Below are 15,254 nucleotides of genomic sequence, written 5' to 3'. Positions count from 1 at the left end.
ACCACACAGGACGGCCCGGAGCCGGGGGCGCCGTACCGCCCCCGGCTCCTGCTGTGGTGACGGCCCCGGCTCAGCCGGTGGTCGCCGCCCCGTAGATGTCCTGGTCGAGGCCGCCCGCGTTGGGGCAGGTGTCGGCGGACCAGGCCCCGGACGCGTCCTGCGTGCGGCACTGCAGGACGTCGAAGCCCGTGCCCCCGGCGTACCGCGGGTCGTCGCCACCGACGACCTGCCGCGTGTCGGTCCAGGTGTTGTAGGCGTTCGCGCCCACGGACGACACGTAGTTGTAGTCGCCGTGGAACGGCACGCGCCGGTCACCGAACATCTCGTAGTTCGGCATCTGGCTGGTCGCGCTCAGCCGCACCACCGACCAGGTGGCACCACCGTCACGTGAGGAGGCGGCATACGTGTCCAGCCCGCGCGTGGCGGCGGCGAAGCCCGCGGAGTCGCGGACGGCACCGTTGTTGCCGGGCGGGTACTGGACGCTGTAGGCCGGGTCGTTGCGGCTGTCGTGCCAGACCGCGTGGAGCACTCCCCCGTCGGCGTTGACGTCGGGGAACAGCTGGTGGCCGCGGTCGGTCGGGGCGAGGCGCGTCGGCGCCGACCACCGGCCGTTGTCGAGGACCGAGAAGTAGATCGCGCCCTGGCCGACCCGCAGCGTCGACCCGGACGGGTCGGCGGTGTTGTAGGTCGTGGCCGAGGGCACCTCGGACCCCGGGACCGTGGCGTCGTAGACGAGGTAGACCCGCTGGTCGGCGGCCTTGGGGTCGGCCGTGATCCGCGGCTGGCTGTCGTGCCGGAAGAACACGAAGCCGCTCGTGCAGGCGAACGGGCCCGAGCCGCAGTCGCGGCTGTCGCCCACCGACGCCTCGCCGGCCTCGGCGGCCGGCCCGTCGGCGTGCTGGTAGGCCTGCTCGTGCGCCGAGGCTGCCGCGGTGGGGTTGCCCGCGGTGTCGGCCGCGTCGAAGGACTCGAACGGCGTGGCGACCTGCGGCTTGCCGAAGGTGGCGCCGCCGTCGGTCGAGACGACGTAGGCGACGGCGTTCTCCTGGTGCCCGCGGAAGCTGTCGAACTGGCGGTAGGCGATGTAGACCGTCCCGTTGCTCGTCACGGCGATGTCGGCGAACTGGACGTTCTTCGAGCCGACGGACAGCTTGGCCGGCTGGGTGAAGGTGGCGCCGTGGTCGGTGCTGCGGGTGAAGTAGATGGCGTTGTTGCCGTTGATGCCCTGGAAGAGCGACCACGCGGCGTAGACGTTCCCGTGGTGCGGCGAGGAGACCCCGCGGTCGACCTCGATCGACGTCTTGTCGTTGAACCGGCCGTTGAGGGCGGGGCCGGCCTTGCCGACGACGACGGTGCGCACGTAGTGCGCGGCATCCTGGTCGTAGGTGGCCACCCACACCGAGCCGTCCTGCGGCGAGACGCGGTTGAACGCGTTGCCCATGTAGAACAGCCGGCCCGAGGTGTCCCACGCCTGCACCGGGTCGCCCGCGTTGGTGATGCCGCGCTGCTGCAGCGGGCTGGCCTTGCCCTCGGGCGAGGAGTCCGTCGGGTAGCCCGGCAGGAGGCTGTCGGTCCACGTGCGGCCGGAGTCGGTGCTGCGGTAGAAGCCGGCCCACGTGCCGCCCGCCAGCTCCACGGTGCAGTAGTCGTTGGAGCCGGCCACGACGACGTTCGGCATGCGCGCGTCGATGGCGGTCGAGGGCTCGTTCTGCTGGCGCCGGTTGGCACCGCAGGCGGTGATCGCGTCGCCGGGCGTGGGTGCCCGGCCGTTCGCCTTGACGTATGCCGTGTCCACCGTGACGGGAACGTCCGTGACCGTCACGGTGGACGCCGACGCGGCGAGGAACGACGACGCCCCGGCGAGGGCGGCGACCGTCAGCCCTGCGGCGGCGGCTGCTCGGGTGCGGTGGTGGCGCATGCGCCTCTCCCTTCCGCGCGGAGTCGCGCGGCCCTGCGCCGCCAGGTGTGGCGGCGCGTCCGGAAGCGGCCGACGGTTGCGGCCGCCATCGTCAGATCGACGGCTCGCGCGCGGGAGGGGTACGGCCCTGCGGGTGCGTGGGCAAGCGGTCCGGCGGGCCCACCCTGCCACCGGGGCCCGGGGACGCACAACCCCCATACGTGGACGAAACCGCAGGTCAGGCGCGCCCCGCGGACGGGCCCTTGGTCCCTGTTCTGCGTCACAACGGTGCCTCACCGTTGGCGCAGAAGGGGCGAGCCGGTCAGGGGCGTGCGGCCCCGGGCGCTCGCCAGGAAAGGAGCGCCCCATGGTCCACCTCGTCCCGGCCGGCTCCGGAGCGGGCACCTACCTCGACTGGGGAGTGGTGCACGTGTCCGCGACCAACGCCCTGATCATCGTCCTGATGCTCGTGGTGTTCGCCGCAGCCCTGCTGCTGCCCTTCCCCGGTGCGGCTCCACGCACCCACGACACCAGTGCCGGCGCGCGCACCGGGCCACCGACGACGGCGCCGGACGCGGCACCGCCGTCGGCACCGGGCTCCCCCGACGACGGGACGGGGGCACGGCGATGAGCTCCACCAGCTGGACCGTGTGGCTGCGCGACCGGGTCAGCCGCACCGTGCCGGAGGGCCAGGTCCTGCCCGACCGGCAGCCGGCGTACGTCGCCTCGTGGATCTACGTCTTCGGCGTCCTCACCCTCGCCTCCCTGCTGGTCGTCGTGCTCACCGGGATGGCCCTGAGCCTCGGTGGCGTCGGCTGGTGGCACACCTCGTCGCTCGGCCGTTACGTCAACAGCCTGCACCTGTGGTCGGTCGAGCTCTTCTTCGTCGTCATGGTCATCCACCTGTGGGGCAAGTTCTGGATGGCCGCGTGGCGCGGCGGCCGGGCCCTGACGTGGATCACCGGCGTCGTCGCCTTCCTGGCCTCGATCGGCACGGCCTTCACCGGCTACCTCGTCCAGACCAACTTCGACAGCCAGTGGATCAGCACCCAGGCCAAGGACGGCCTCAACTCCGTCGGCATCGGGGCGTTCTTCAACGTGCTCGACACGGGCCAGATGATCCTGTTCCACGTCGTCCTGCTGCCCTTCGCGGTCGGCCTCATCGCCGTCGCGCACGTCATCCTCGTCCGGCGTCACGGGGTCGTCCCGCCGCTGGACGAGGTCGCCACCGGGACGGCGACAGGGACCGCCTCGGGGGCCGCGGCCGAGGAGGTGCGGCGATGACGACGCTCACCCGGCCGCGGGCGCACCGCGTCACGCCGGACTCCCACGGCTTCCCCACCCGGCCGTACGACCTCGTCAAGGAGTTCGTGCTCGCCCTGGCGGCGATCGTCGTCCTCACGGCCGTGCTGGCGGCGGTCTTCGGCTCACCCGACGAGAAGGCGCTGACCCTGCAGGACTGGGCGAAGGCCGCACCCAACGACGTGGTGGCGACCGCCGTCGCCGAGCTGTCGGGCGACTCCACGAGCGCCTCCTACGGGCCCCCGTACAACTCCGCCGCCACCGGCCAGACGCTGGTCGGTGTCCCCCTCCAGAAGTGGGCCGGCGTGCGGTACCCCGTCGACTCCGCGCACGACCTCGTGCTCACCCCGCTGCAGCGGGCGAGCACCGACCCGGCCGTCGTCAAGGCGCTGGGCGAGTGGTCGGTCGCCACGACCGCGCAGCGGGCGCAGTGGGCGACCACCTACGAGGCCGCGCTCGGCAAGGCACAGGGCGGCGACCCGGCCAAGGTGGCGTCCGGGCAGTACGGACCGGTGCCTGCAATCGCGAGCGGCTTCGAGCGCCTCGCGGCGTCGGGCGGGCTCGAGCAGCAGCTCGGCGGCAGCACCTTCTACCGCAGCGACCCCAGCCGCCAGCTGCTGCTGCTCGCCGACGGCACGTACCTCGAGGACCAGGCCCGCGCCCGCAGCCTGGGCGGCGACCAGTGGGGGATGATGAACGAGACCGGCAACTACCCGGGTCAGCCGTGGCTGTGGCTGTACACCTTCTGGTACCAGGTGCCGCCGTTCTCCACCTCCGACAACGCCGACGCGCTGGTGTGGGGGCTCATGATGCTGCTGACCCTCGGGCTGGTCCTCGTGCCGTTCATCCCCGGCCTGCGCGACCTGCCCCGCTGGATCCCGGTCCACCGGCTCGTCTGGCGCGACTGGTACCGCCGCAACGCCGGGGTGCCGTCGTCCCGCGGGCCGGGGGCACCGGCGCCCTGACCTCGTCCCTGCGGGGACGTCCGATCCGGGGTGGCACGGCGGGGGCCGTGCCACCCCGGCCTGCGGTCACTTCAGCGACATCACCGGCTCGCCGGAGGCGGTCAGCCCCGTCGAGCCGCGGGTGCAGGTGCCCGACTTCGGGGCCCCGCCGTTGTACGCCTGGCGCAGGCAGCTGCGCAGCGCGAGCTCACCCCAGTAGTTGGGGTGCAGCGACTCCTGGATGTAGTAGTCGCTGGTCGCGGTGGAGACGGTCCGGATCTGGTTGACCCACTCCGTCTTGTCGACCGCGCCCGTCCCGGTCCAGCTGGACAGTCCCTCCTCCTCGAGCAGGCCGACCGTGTTCTCGCACAGGCGCCGGCTGTTGAAGGCCGTGGCCAGCTCGAGCACGCGGGTGTTGCTGAGTCCGGTCGCCGACACGGCGTTCTTGACGCTGCTGTTGATCGTCGACAGCGCGGTGGAGTTGGCCCAGTCGGCGTCCTTGTTCCAGAAGCCGCACCCGCCGGTGTTCTGCCGCGTGTACCCGCTCTGGGAGTAGCGGATCCCGGAACCACCCGGCAGTGGCGACATGTAGTCCTGCACCATCAGCGTCCACTGCGAGTCGGCGTAGCCGGCGTTGCGCATGGCGGTCGCGACGTTGAGCAGGGCGTTCTTGATGGCCGTGGTCCGGGCGCTGACGTTGCTGCTGGTGAAGTTGGCCGTGACCGACGAGTCGTCGTTGCAGTAGTTGGGCCACAGCGACGACGACGTCAGGAAGTCCGAGACGCAGGACTGCACGATCGAGCCGAAGTTGAAGTCGTTGCCCCCGATGGAGACCGCGACCATCGTCACGTTGTGGCTGCTGGCGTAGGCCTGGAGCATCGTCGCCTGGCCCTGGTTGCCCGCGCCGTTGTCGTAGAAGTCCAGGCCGGGCTTGAAGTAGCCGTTGGAGTCCGTGTACGTCGCCGTCTTGGCGCCGGAACAGGCGAGGTTCATCCCGTTGACGCCACCACCGAGGTGGACCTCCGACGCGTGCGAGCGGTGACACCGCGGGATCGTCTCGGCGGTGTTCGACGCGTTGTCGTAGTAGGCGGTCGAGCCGAGCGCGTCGACGTACTGCGACCCGGTGTTGGTGTTGCCGGCCCATCGGCCGGCCTCTCCCGAGATGTACGAGTCGCCGATCGTGACGACCGTGGGGGTGCCGGTGCCGGGGCCGTCGGCGAGCGCCGGTGCCGGCAGGGCCACCACGAGGGTGGCCGTCGCCAGGGCGGCACCGGCGGCGAGCGCGGCCGGGGTGCGCCGGCGGCGCGGAGTGGGGGATGAAGCAGGCACTGCATCTCCGATCCGCCGGGTCGCGCCATTGCGACCCGGCTGTTGGTGAGCCTGGCCCCGCGGCGGCGTGCGGACCGGTGCGTGTCCAGTTGACGACGCCCATGAAAGCGCGTTTCTGACCCTCGGTAAGGCAAATCCGGGTCAAGCGTTGGTCCGGTTTCCGGCACGGGGCCCTGCCGACGCGGCGCGCGCACCCGGCATACGGTGGGCGCATGCCCAACCGGCTCGCCGACTCGACCTCCCCCTACCTGCTCCAGCACGCCGACAACCCCGTCGACTGGCAGGAGTGGGGTGAGGAGGCGTTCGCGGAGGCGCGCCGCCGCGACGTGCCCGTCCTGCTGAGCGTCGGGTATGCCGCGTGCCACTGGTGCCACGTGATGGCGCACGAGACCTTCGAGGACGAGGAGGTCGCGGCCGCGCTCAACCCGTACTTCGTGGCGGTCAAGGTCGACCGCGAGGAGCGGCCCGACGTCGACGCGGTCTACATGAGCGCCACGACGGCGCTGACCGGGCACGGCGGATGGCCCATGACGTGCGTCCTCACGCCGGACGGCGAGCCGTTCTTCGCGGGCACGTACTTCCCGAAGGCGCAGTTCCTCCAGCTGCTGGCGCAGGTGCGCACGGTCTGGGCGGAGCAGCGCGAGCGGGTGCTGGAGAGCAGCGCCCACATCGCCGGACGGCTGCGTGAGATGACCACGGCGGCGGCTCCGACGAGCCTGGACGACCAGGCGCTGGCGCAGGCGGCGGCCGGTCTGCGCCGCCAGTTCGACGACGCCCGTGGCGGTTTCGGCGGTGCGCCGAAGTTCCCGCCGTCGATGGTGCTGGAGTTCCTGCTGCGCCACCACGCGCGCACCGGGTCGGCGGACGCGCTCGCGATGGTCGAGCGCACGTGCACCGCGATGGCCCGCGGCGGCATGTACGACCAGCTCGGCGGCGGCTTCGCCCGTTACTCCGTCGACGCCGACTGGGTCGTGCCCCACTTCGAGAAGATGCTCTACGACAACGCCCAGCTGCTGCGGGTCCACGCCCACTGGCTGCGCGCCACCGGAAACCCGCTGGCGCGACGGGTGGCGGCCGAGACGGCCGAGTTCCTGCGTCGCGACCTCCTCACGGGCACAGGCGGGTTCGCGTCCGCGCTCGACGCGGACACCGACGGCGTCGAGGGCCTCACCTACGCCTGGACGCCGCAGCAGCTCGTCGAGGTCCTCGGCGAGCCGGACGGCACCCGCGCCGCGGAGCTGCTGTCCGTGACACAGGCGGGCACGTTCGAGCACGGCTCCTCGACCCTCCAGCTGCGCACCGACCCCGACGACCCTCGGTGGTGGGCCGGCGCGCGCTCCCGCCTGCTGGCGGCCCGCGACGAGCGCCCGCAGCCCGCCCGGGACGACAAGGTCGTCACCTCCTGGAACGGCCTGGCGGTCGCCGCCCTGGCGGACGCCTCCGTCGCCCTGGCGGACCCGTCACTGCTCGAGCTGGCCCGCGGCTGCGCCGAGTTCGTCGTGCGGACCCACCTCGTCGACGGGCGCCTGCGCCGCTCCTCGCGCGACGGCCGGGTCGGCGCCGCCGCTGCCGTCGCCGACGACCACGGGAACCTGGCGGAGGGCCTGCTCGCGCTGCACCAGGCCACGGGCGAGGCGCGCTGGCTGGACGCCGCCCGGAAGCTGCTCGAGGTCGCGGTCGACCAGTTCGGCGCGGACGACGGCGGCTTCCACGACACGGCTGCCGACGCCGAGCCGCTCGTGCTCCGGCCACGCAGCGCTGCCGACAACGCCGAGCCGAGCGGCCAGTCCGCCATCGCCGGCGCCCTGCTCACGTGCTCGGCCCTCACCGGCGACACCGCGATGCGCGAGCGCGCCGAGGCGGCGCTCGCCTCCTCCGGCTTCCTCGCTGCCCGCGACCCGCGGTTCGCGGGGTGGGCGCTGGCGGTGGCCGAGGCGGCCGTGGCCGGGCCGCTGCAGGTGGCCGTCGTCGGCGACGGCCCGGACGCGGAGGAGCTGCTCGGGGTGGCCCGGGCGTCGTCGTCGCCGGGACTGGTCCTGGCGCACGGCGAGCCCGACTCCCCCGGAGTGCCGCTGCTGGCGGACCGGCCGCTCGTGGGAGGTGCCGCCGCGGCATACGTCTGTCGCGGGTTCGTGTGCGACGCGCCCGTGACCGACGCCGCCGCGCTCAGCGCCGCGCTGGCCCGGTGACCTCCGCCGCGAGCCGGTCGGCGTCCCAGCCGGGGACCGCCCCCGGGCACGACAGCAGGTAGTCCACGACCTGCTCGTCGTCGAGGCCGTGCGCCTCGCGCAGCCCTTCGGCCATGGTGCGCAGGTATGCCGGTGCGGGCGAGTTGCGTTGCACCGCAGCAGCATCGGGCGTGGTGAAGGTCAGGACGGGGTGGCCGTCGAGCTCACCGACGAGCAGCAGGGACTCGTAGCGCCCCGGGCCGACGTCGTGGCGGGCGTGCTCGAGGACGTGGGCGAGGTCCAGGTCACTGCCGGGCTCACGGTGCATCTCCTGCGCCGCGACGTCGGCGAACTGCTGGTCGCTGACCAGGTACGCCCGCGCCAGGGTGGTGCCGTCCGCGGCCGCGTCGTAGAACGCGATCCCCCCGCCCCAGGTGGGCGACTCCCAGCCGAAGAGGACGCTGCCCGGCAGCGTCATCGGCCGGTCGTCGGCCGGCGCGGCGGCGTTGCGGGCGCCGGGGTAGCTGCGCCGGGCCCCCGGCGGCCGGCCGCCCTGCACGTAGCAGAGGAAGCGGTCACGTCGGAGGTTGCTGCCGTAGCACGCGTACCAGACCTGCACGGGCTCCACCGTGCCACAGCCGGGTCAGAGCACGAGGTGCCGGTATGCCGGCTCGGCGAGCTCCAGCGCCTCGACGCCGGCCACCGGGTCGACGAAGAGCGCCGTCGCCCAGACGTCGGCCCACAGCAGGGTCGGCCCCCAGACGGTCGCGGAGCCCGACCGCTCCACGGCGGCGCCGGAGCGCGGGTCGAGGATGTGCGCCCCCCGGGCGGCGGTGCCGGAGGTGGCCAGGCCGCCACGGGTCAGGTCCACGGTCGCCGCGACGCGACTGCGGTCGCGGGGGTCCTCGATGCCGACGCGCCAGGAGGTGGGGGCGGCGCCGTAGCCGGTCCCGGCCACCAGGTCACCACCGGCGTTGAGGCAGAACGAGATGCCGGGGACGTGCGCCAGGTGGGCCGCCGCACCCTCGACCGCCCAGCCCTTGACCAGGCCGGTGGGGTCGTAGCCGCCGTCGGCGGTGTGCGCGCTGAACAGCCCGCCGGTGCGCAGCTCGGCGACCGTGCACAGCTCGCGCACCTCCGCCAGCCACGGGTGGGCGACCCGCGGGTCCAGCCCGCCGCGCAGCATCCGGGACAGCTCACTGTCGTCGCGCCACGTGCTGAACACCTCGTCGACCTTGCGCAGGTGCGCGAAGACCTGCGCGACGGCGGCGTCCGCGGCCTGCGAGTCCACGTCGCCCCGCAGGTGGACGGACACGGGCATGCCCATGACCTGCTCGACGAAGGCGCGCCGAGGGGTGTCGGTCACCGCGTCCTCCCGGCCCGTGGCCACGGCGGCGGTCACAGGTGCGCCTGGTCGATCGCCGACTGCAGTGACTGCAGGTAGCCGTCGGACGTCACCGTCGCACCGGACACCATGTCGATGCTCGCGCTCTGGGCCTGCACGACCTCCTGGTTGAGGACGGGCAGGGCGTAGGAGTTGATCTCGACGTCGCGACCGTTGTTGTTCGGGTAGACGATCGCCTCGGCGTTGGTGATCTTGCCGCCCTGGACGGTGATCCGGACCTGCACCGGACCCCATCGCGTCTGCGCGGTGTCACCGTCGTAGGTCTTGGTGGCGGAGGAGCTGCTCGAGCCGCTGGAGGACGAGCCCGACGACCCGGAGCTGCCGGAGGATGACCCGGAGCTGCCCGACGAGCTGCTGCCGGAGGTCCCGCTGGAGCCGCTGCCCGTCGAGCTGCTCGAGCCGGAGGAGGACCCCGAGGACGAGCCGGAGCTGCCGGAGGCGGAGCCCGACTGGGCCACCACGGGCGCGGCGAGCGAGGTCCCTGCGCCGGTGGACGTGTGGTAGCTGAACAGCAGGACGAGGGTGGTGAGGGTGGACAGTCCCCACAGGGTGATGCGTCGCACGGGTGCTCCTAGTACGTGAACCGCTCGAGGTGGATGCGCTCGCCCGGGGTGCCGCAGGCCAGCGCGGCGCGGCGCGCGGCCTCCATCCAGCCGGGCGAACCGCACAGGAACACGTCCCGCTCGGCCACGTCGGGCACGAGCTGGGCGAGGGCCTGGGCGTCGGTCAGGTGGGCCGCCGAGCGCGGCAGCCAGGTCTCCCGCCCCGGGACCCGGGGCCCCTCGACGGTGAAGTACCGCGCGCCGCGCTGGGTCGCGAGCTCGTGCAGCTCGTCGGCGTGGACGAGGTCCTGCCCGGTGCGGGCGCGGTGGATGACGGTGACGTCGCCGGGAGCCTGCCGGAAGCCCTCGAGCAGCGCCCGCATCGGGGTGATACCGATGCCCGAGCCCATGAGCAGGACCTTGCGCCGGGTGCGCACCCCCTCGTGCAGGCGGCCGTAGGGTCCCTCGACCAGGACCCGCGTGCCCGGGCGCAGCCGCGCCAGCCGGGCGGTGCCGTCACCGACGTGGGCGGCCGTGATGCGCAGGTGGCGCCCGTCGGGTGCCGCGGAGAGCGAGTACGGGTTGGCGCGGGTCCAGCCGGGTCCGTCCAGGAAGCGCCACTGGAAGAACTGGCCGGGCAGCGCGTCGAGCCGCTCCACCCCGGGGCCACCGACGACGACAGACGTGACGCCGGGCGCCTCCTGCCGCACCGAGACCACGCGGATGGGCGAGCGCAGCGAGCGCCAGGCGGGCAGCCCGAGGCGGTAGACGAGCACGGCACCGGCGCAGACGGCATACAGGGTCCACCAGAAGACGGTCGAGACGCGGGAGGTGAGGAACTCCTGACCGGTCCACAGCTGGTGGGGCAGCGCCAGCCCGGCACCGAGGTAGCCGTAGAGGTGGATGAGGTGCCACGACTCGTACCGCAGCCGCGCCCGGGCCTTCTTCACGGAGGTGACGACGACCATGCACAGCGCCACGGTGCCGGCAACGGCCAGCAGCATGCCGGGGTAGTTGACGACGAAGTCGACGATCGTGCCCCACAGCCCCTTGGGTCCGGTGGCGGCGTAGCCGAGGGTGATCAGGACGATGTGCGCCCAGAGGAGGTTGAAGGAGGTGAAGCCGACGTACCGGTGGGTCCGGGCCAGGGCGTCCTGGCCCCACGCGTGCTCGAACCACGGGATCCGCGCCATGAGGAAGACCTGCACGAGCAGCAGGGCCGAGGCCACGAGCCCGGTGAGCCGCCCGAGCGAGGTCATGGCGGTGCCGAGGCTGCCGAGGTCCTGCACGCCGCCGTTCGCGACCCACAGCGTCACGACGAAGAGCACGACGAACCAGAACAGCGCGACCGAGGCGTCCCGCCACCAGTGCGGCACGGGCCGCACGGTGCGGGGACGCCGGGCGGTCCGGGCGGAGGCGGCTGCCGGCGCCATGGCGTCGGCGAGGTCGGTCGAGGTCACGGGAAGACTCTGCGGCCGCCGTCTGTGAGGTTGCTGTGGAGGGCCCGTGACGGGGGTCAGTCTTCGTCCGGCCCCTCGTCGGGGCGCGCCCCGACGACCCGCCCGTCGACCACCACGACGTCGGCCCGCGCTGCCGTCGGCCCGACCAGGGCGGCGTTGGACTCGTCCGAGCGCAGCACCCAGGCGCGCGCGTCCTGCGTCCCCCGGCCCGCGGCAACGTGCCGGTGCACCAGCCGCTCGACGCGCACGTCGTCCGCGAGCGCGCAGAACCACACCTCGTCGAGCCGGTCGCGCACGGGCTGCCACGCCGGGTCGTCGAGCAGCAGGTAGTTGCCCTCGGTGACGACGACGTCCGCCTGCACCGGCACGACCAGCGCGCCGGCCTCCGGCTCCCCCACCGCGTGGTCGAACGCGGGCGCGGCGACCTCGTGGCGCGGCACCTCGCGCACCGACCCGAGCACCACGGCGTATGCCGCGGCGTCGAACGTGTCGGGCGCTCCCTTGCGGTCACGGCGGCCGAGGCGCACGAGGTCGGCGTCGGGGAGGTGGAAGCCGTCCATGGGCACGTGGGCGAGGTGCCCGGCCACGCCGGGGTCGCGGGTGGTCGCTGCCAGCAGCGCCGCGACCAGCGTCGTCTTGCCCGAGCCTGGTGGACCGGCGATGCCCAGGACGCGCCGTCGGCCGTCGGCCCTGGCCGCGGCGGCCAGCGCACGGACCCGGACGAGGAGACGCTCGTCCGGCGCCACGGCTGCCGACGAGTCGCCGGTCAGGTCCACCACCCCAGGAGCTGGCCGCCGATGCGGACGATGAAGGCCACCAGGACGAGCACGAACACGACGCGCACGAACCGGCTCCCCCGGGCCACGGCGGTGCGGGCGCCGGTGTAGCCGCCGAGCAGGTTGGCCGCGGCCATGACCAGGCCGATCCCCCACATGACATGCCCGCCCGGCGCGAAGACCGCCAGCGCGCCGAGGTTGGTGGCCAGGTTGGCGATCTTGGCCTTGGCGCTGGCCTCGAGGAAGGCGTAGCCCATCAGCCCCACGAGCGCGAAGACGAGGAAGCTGCCGGTGCCCGGCCCCAGTGCCCCGTCGTAGACGCCGATGCAGAACCCCGTGAGCATCGCCACGACGGTGTGCCGGTGGCCGTCGAACCGCAGCGCCGTCTCCTGCCCCAGCGAGGGCCGGGCGACGGTGTAGGCGCCCACGACGACGAGCATGACCAGGATGATCGGGTTGAACGCCGACTTCGGGATGTGCAGCCCGATGAGCGCACCGCCGGCCGACCCGACGAACGCGACCGCCGCCATCGGCAGGGCCGTGCGCAGGTCGGGCCGCACGCGACGCCAGTAGGTCAGCGAGCTCGTCGCCGTCCCGAAGACCGACGACACCTTGTTCGTGGCGAGCAGCTGCGCCGGCGTCGCGCCCGGGAAGCCCAGCAGCAGGGCGGGCAGCTGCACGAGCCCGCCACCGCCGACCACGGCGTCGACCCAGCCGGCGGCGAAACCGGCCAACGCCATGAGCAGCAGCGTGCTCGTCGCGATGTCGCCCACTCAGTGCCCGGCGATCCAGCGGTCGACGATGCCGACGATGTCCGAGAGCTGGTGCGCCTCGGCGTCCGGCGTGACGTCGACCTCGACCCGCTGCTCGACCGGGATGTCGCTGTGCGGCACCCAGATCGCGCGCATGCCGACCTGCTGCGGCCCGTGCACGTCCTCGAAGAGCCGGTCGCCGACGTAGACCGCACGCTCGGGCTGCACCGACACGGCCGCACACGCCGCGAGGAACGCCTCGGCGTGCGGCTTCACGACGTGGATCTCGGAGGAGTACACGTCGCCGTCGACGAGGTCGAGCACGCCGTCGCGCTGGAACAGCTCGCGGTGGTAGGCGCGCGACCAGATCGTGTTGGACAGGACGCCGACGCGGATCCCCCTGTCGTGCAACGCCTCCCAGAGCGGGCGGACCTGCGGGTCCGTGTGGGTGTGCGGCTCCCAGAAGCGCTGGTATGCCGCGAGCGCCAGGTGGTGCCGGTCGTGCTCGGGGTCGACGCCGGCCTCCGCCAGCACCTCCTGGAGCGAGGCGCTGGAGTGGTCGGTACGACCGCGCTTCCACGCGGCCTCCTCGGCCACGAGGATGCGGTGGGCCAGCGAGTCCGCCTCGGCGAGGTCCTCGGGGTCCATGTCGCGGGACTCCACGGGGATGCCGTGGACCTCACGGGCGAAGACGCGCCACTGCGCCGGCAGGTCGACCTCGTGCCAGGGCGTCAGGGTCCCGCCCCAGTCGAAGATGACCGCCTCGACGGGTCCGTGGGTCGAGGTCGTCACGAGTCGCTGCCGCGGACCTCGCGGACCACCTCGGCCACGACGTCGCCGACCGGCACCTCGCGGCGCTCGCCGGTCGCGCGGTCCTTGATCTCGACCACGCCGTTCTCCAGTGACTTGCCGATGACGACGATCGTGGGCACGCCGAGCAGCTCGGAGTCCTTGAACTTCACGCCGGGGCTGACCTTCTGGCGGTCGTCGTAGAGCACCGAGATGCCCTGCGCCTCGAGGGCGCGAGTGACGTCCTCGGCGGTCGTGAACACCTCGGGGTCGCGCGTGACGTCCTTGCCGGTGGCGACGACGTGCACGTCGACGGGGCTGATCTCGCGCGGCCAGCGCAGGCCCAGCTCGTCGTGGTTGCCCTCGGCGACGCACGCCACGGCGCGCGAAACGCCGACGCCGTAGGAGCCCATGATGACGGTCTGCAGCTTGCCGTTCTGGTCCAGCACCTTGAGGTCGAGGGCCTCGGCGTACTTCGTGCCGAGCTGGAAGATGTGGCCCATCTCGATGCCGCGCGCCGACTCCAGGCCGTGCCCGCACGACGGGCAGGCGTCACCGGGCCGCACGTCGGCGGCCTCGATGGTGCCGTCGGCGGTGAAGTCACGGCCCGCGACGAGGTCGATGACGTGCTTTCCGGACTCGTCGGCGCCGGTCACCCAGCGGGTGCCCTCCGAGACGCGGGGGTCGAGCAGGTAGCGGATGCCGGAGGCGTTCTCGGTGCCGAGCGCGCCGGGCCCGATGTAGCCCTTGACCAGCGCGGGATTCGCGGCGAAGTCCTTCTCGTCGAACGCCTCGACGCTCGCGGGCTCGACCTGCGCGCCGAGGCGCTTCTCGTCGATCTCGCGGTCGCCGGGCACGCCGATGGCCAGCGGCTCGCGGGTGCCGTCGGGGTGCGCGAGCACGACCAGCACGTTCTTCAGGGTGTCGCTCGCCGCCCAGGGCCGGTCCTCGCGGGGGAAGGCGGCGTTGAGGTGGTCGACCAGCGTCTCGATGGTCGGGGTGTCGGGGGTGTCCTCGGCATGCGCGGCCGGGACGCCGTCCCACGGCACGGGGTCGGGCGCGGGCACCCGCACGGCCTCGACGTTCGCGGCATACCCGCAGTGGGGGCAGTGGACGTAGGTGTCCTCGCCGTTCTCGGCGGTGGCGAGGAACTCCTCGCTCTTGGACCCGCCCATGGCGCCGGCCATGGCCTGGACGATGACGTAGTGGAAGCCGAGCCGGTCGAAGATCCGGATGTAGGCGTCGCGATGCAGCTGGTAGGCCTTGTCGAGGCCGGCCTCGTCGATGTCGAAGGAGTAGCTGTCCTTCATGACGAACTCGCGACCGCGGAGCAGGCCGGCGCGCGGACGGGCCTCGTCGCGGTACTTCGTCTGGATCTGGTAGATCGACAGCGGCAGGTCCTTGTACGAGGAGAACAGGTCCTTCACCGCGAGGGTGAACATCTCCTCGTGCGTGGGCCCGAGCAGGAAGTCCGCGTCCTTGCGGTCCTTGAGCCGGAAGATGTTGTCGCCGTACTCCTCCCAGCGCCCGGTCGCCTCGAACGGCTCCTTGGGCAGCAGGGCGGGGAACAGCAGCTCCTGCGCGCCGATGGCGTCCATCTCCTCGCGGACGATGTCCTCCACCTTGCGCAGCACCTTGAGGCCGAGCGGCAGCCAGGTGTAGATGCCGGGGCTGACGCGGCGGATGTAGCCGGCGCGGACGAGCAGCTTGTGGCTCGGCACCTCTGCGTCCGCTGGGTCCTCGCGCAGGGTCCGCAGGAACAGGGTCGACATGCGCAGGGCCACTTCGGTCTCCTTCGGGTGGGGGGCCACCGGGAAGGATATCTGTCCGTGTGCCGCGTGCTCACCGCGGTTTCGAAGCGCCCTCCAGGGTTCCTGCCACACTGGCGGC

Annotated in this window: 14 protein-coding genes; 4 read left to right on the top strand and 10 right to left on the bottom strand. The window is 72.9% G+C overall.

From position 1 onward, the window contains the following. Positions 1–70: 70 nt before the first annotated feature. The gene (locus J2X64_RS13920; RefSeq protein WP_310155564.1) at positions 71–1,918 is read right to left on the bottom strand and encodes a sialidase family protein; all 1,848 of its coding nucleotides are present in this window, start codon (positions 1,916–1,918) and stop codon (positions 71–73) included. 346 nt (positions 1,919–2,264) lie between these two features. Between J2X64_RS13920 and J2X64_RS13915 the strand changes: the two genes are divergently transcribed. From J2X64_RS13915 to J2X64_RS13905, 3 genes are read left to right on the top strand one after another with little or no spacing between them, the layout of a single operon-like run. Beyond that, positions 2,265–2,528 carry a hypothetical protein gene (locus tag J2X64_RS13915; protein ID WP_310155561.1) on the top strand — a complete coding sequence of 88 codons (264 nt, stop codon included), beginning with the start codon at positions 2,265–2,267 and terminating at the stop codon, positions 2,526–2,528. Continuing rightward, entirely contained in the window at positions 2,525–3,181 is a 657-nt protein-coding gene (locus J2X64_RS13910; protein WP_310155559.1) for a cytochrome b N-terminal domain-containing protein, read from the top strand. The genes J2X64_RS13915 and J2X64_RS13910 overlap by 4 nt, the downstream gene beginning before the upstream one ends. Next, positions 3,178–4,164, top strand: coding sequence for a hypothetical protein (locus J2X64_RS13905; protein ID WP_310155556.1), 987 nt, complete (start codon positions 3,178–3,180; stop codon positions 4,162–4,164). The genes J2X64_RS13910 and J2X64_RS13905 overlap by 4 nt, the downstream gene beginning before the upstream one ends. Positions 4,165–4,230: 66 nt before the next feature. Here the strand turns inward: J2X64_RS13905 and J2X64_RS13900 are convergent, their stop codons facing one another. Beyond that, positions 4,231–5,472, bottom strand: coding sequence for a hypothetical protein (locus tag J2X64_RS13900; protein ID WP_310155554.1), 1,242 nt, complete (start codon positions 5,470–5,472; stop codon positions 4,231–4,233). A gap of 212 nt (positions 5,473–5,684) precedes the next feature. Between J2X64_RS13900 and J2X64_RS13895 the strand changes: the two genes are divergently transcribed. Next, positions 5,685–7,661, top strand: a complete 1,977-nt coding sequence (locus tag J2X64_RS13895) for a thioredoxin domain-containing protein (protein WP_310155551.1) — start codon at positions 5,685–5,687, stop codon at positions 7,659–7,661. Here J2X64_RS13895 and J2X64_RS13890 read toward each other — a convergent pair. Genes J2X64_RS13890 through J2X64_RS13855 form a run of 8 tightly spaced genes read right to left on the bottom strand, consistent with a single transcriptional unit; the run spans position 7,639 to position 15,148 of the window. Then, the gene (locus J2X64_RS13890; RefSeq protein WP_310155547.1) at positions 7,639–8,259 is read right to left on the bottom strand and encodes a histone deacetylase; all 621 of its coding nucleotides are present in this window, start codon (positions 8,257–8,259) and stop codon (positions 7,639–7,641) included. The genes J2X64_RS13895 and J2X64_RS13890 overlap by 23 nt on opposite strands. 24 nt (positions 8,260–8,283) lie before the next feature. Further along, positions 8,284–9,042, bottom strand: coding sequence for an FAD:protein FMN transferase (locus J2X64_RS13885; RefSeq protein ID WP_310155545.1), 759 nt, complete (start codon positions 9,040–9,042; stop codon positions 8,284–8,286). Further along, entirely contained in the window at positions 9,039–9,608 is a 570-nt protein-coding gene (locus tag J2X64_RS13880; protein WP_310155542.1) for an FMN-binding protein, read from the bottom strand. The genes J2X64_RS13885 and J2X64_RS13880 overlap by 4 nt, the downstream gene beginning before the upstream one ends. 8 nt (positions 9,609–9,616) lie before the next feature. After that, positions 9,617–11,047, bottom strand: coding sequence for a ferredoxin reductase family protein (locus J2X64_RS13875; RefSeq protein ID WP_310155540.1), 1,431 nt, complete (start codon positions 11,045–11,047; stop codon positions 9,617–9,619). A 56-nt stretch (positions 11,048–11,103) separates the two neighbouring features. Next, on the bottom strand, positions 11,104–11,823 hold the full coding sequence (locus J2X64_RS13870; protein ID WP_310155538.1) for a nucleoside/nucleotide kinase family protein: 720 nt from the start codon (positions 11,821–11,823) through the stop codon (positions 11,104–11,106). Further along, positions 11,814–12,563, bottom strand: a complete 750-nt coding sequence (locus J2X64_RS13865) for a TSUP family transporter (protein ID WP_310155890.1) — start codon at positions 12,561–12,563, stop codon at positions 11,814–11,816. The genes J2X64_RS13870 and J2X64_RS13865 overlap by 10 nt, the downstream gene beginning before the upstream one ends. Positions 12,564–12,596: 33 nt before the next feature. Beyond that, positions 12,597–13,367 (bottom strand): HAD family hydrolase, encoded by a 771-nt coding sequence (locus tag J2X64_RS13860; RefSeq protein WP_310155536.1) that lies wholly within the window; start codon positions 13,365–13,367, stop codon positions 12,597–12,599. Next, a complete protein-coding gene (locus J2X64_RS13855; protein WP_310155534.1) occupies positions 13,364–15,148 on the bottom strand; it encodes a proline--tRNA ligase in 1,785 nt (594 codons plus the stop codon). Before J2X64_RS13855 ends, J2X64_RS13860 begins: the two co-directional genes overlap by 4 nt. Between the last annotated feature and the right edge of the window lie 106 nt (positions 15,149–15,254).

Origin of the sequence: Phycicoccus sp. 3266, from assembly GCF_031456495.1 — a bacterium.
Lineage (GTDB): Bacteria > Actinomycetota > Actinomycetes > Actinomycetales > Dermatophilaceae > Pedococcus.
The sequence above is the reverse complement of the archived record's forward strand: the minus strand, read 5'-3'. Positions and strand labels throughout refer to the sequence as shown.

Bases quoted from the DNA above. Each gene is read 5' to 3' on its own strand.
- J2X64_RS13920 (WP_310155564.1), bottom strand. From the start codon at position 1,918: ATGCGCCACCACCGCACCCGAGCAGCCGCCGCCGCAGGGCTGACGGTC.
- J2X64_RS13915 (WP_310155561.1), top strand. From the start codon at position 2,265: ATGGTCCACCTCGTCCCGGCCGGCTCCGGAGCGGGCACCTACCTCGAC.
- J2X64_RS13910 (WP_310155559.1), top strand. From the start codon at position 2,525: ATGAGCTCCACCAGCTGGACCGTGTGGCTGCGCGACCGGGTCAGCCGC.
- J2X64_RS13905 (WP_310155556.1), top strand. From the start codon at position 3,178: ATGACGACGCTCACCCGGCCGCGGGCGCACCGCGTCACGCCGGACTCC.
- J2X64_RS13895 (WP_310155551.1), top strand. From the start codon at position 5,685: ATGCCCAACCGGCTCGCCGACTCGACCTCCCCCTACCTGCTCCAGCAC.
- J2X64_RS13865 (WP_310155890.1), bottom strand. From the start codon at position 12,563: ATGGCGTTGGCCGGTTTCGCCGCCGGCTGGGTCGACGCCGTGGTCGGC.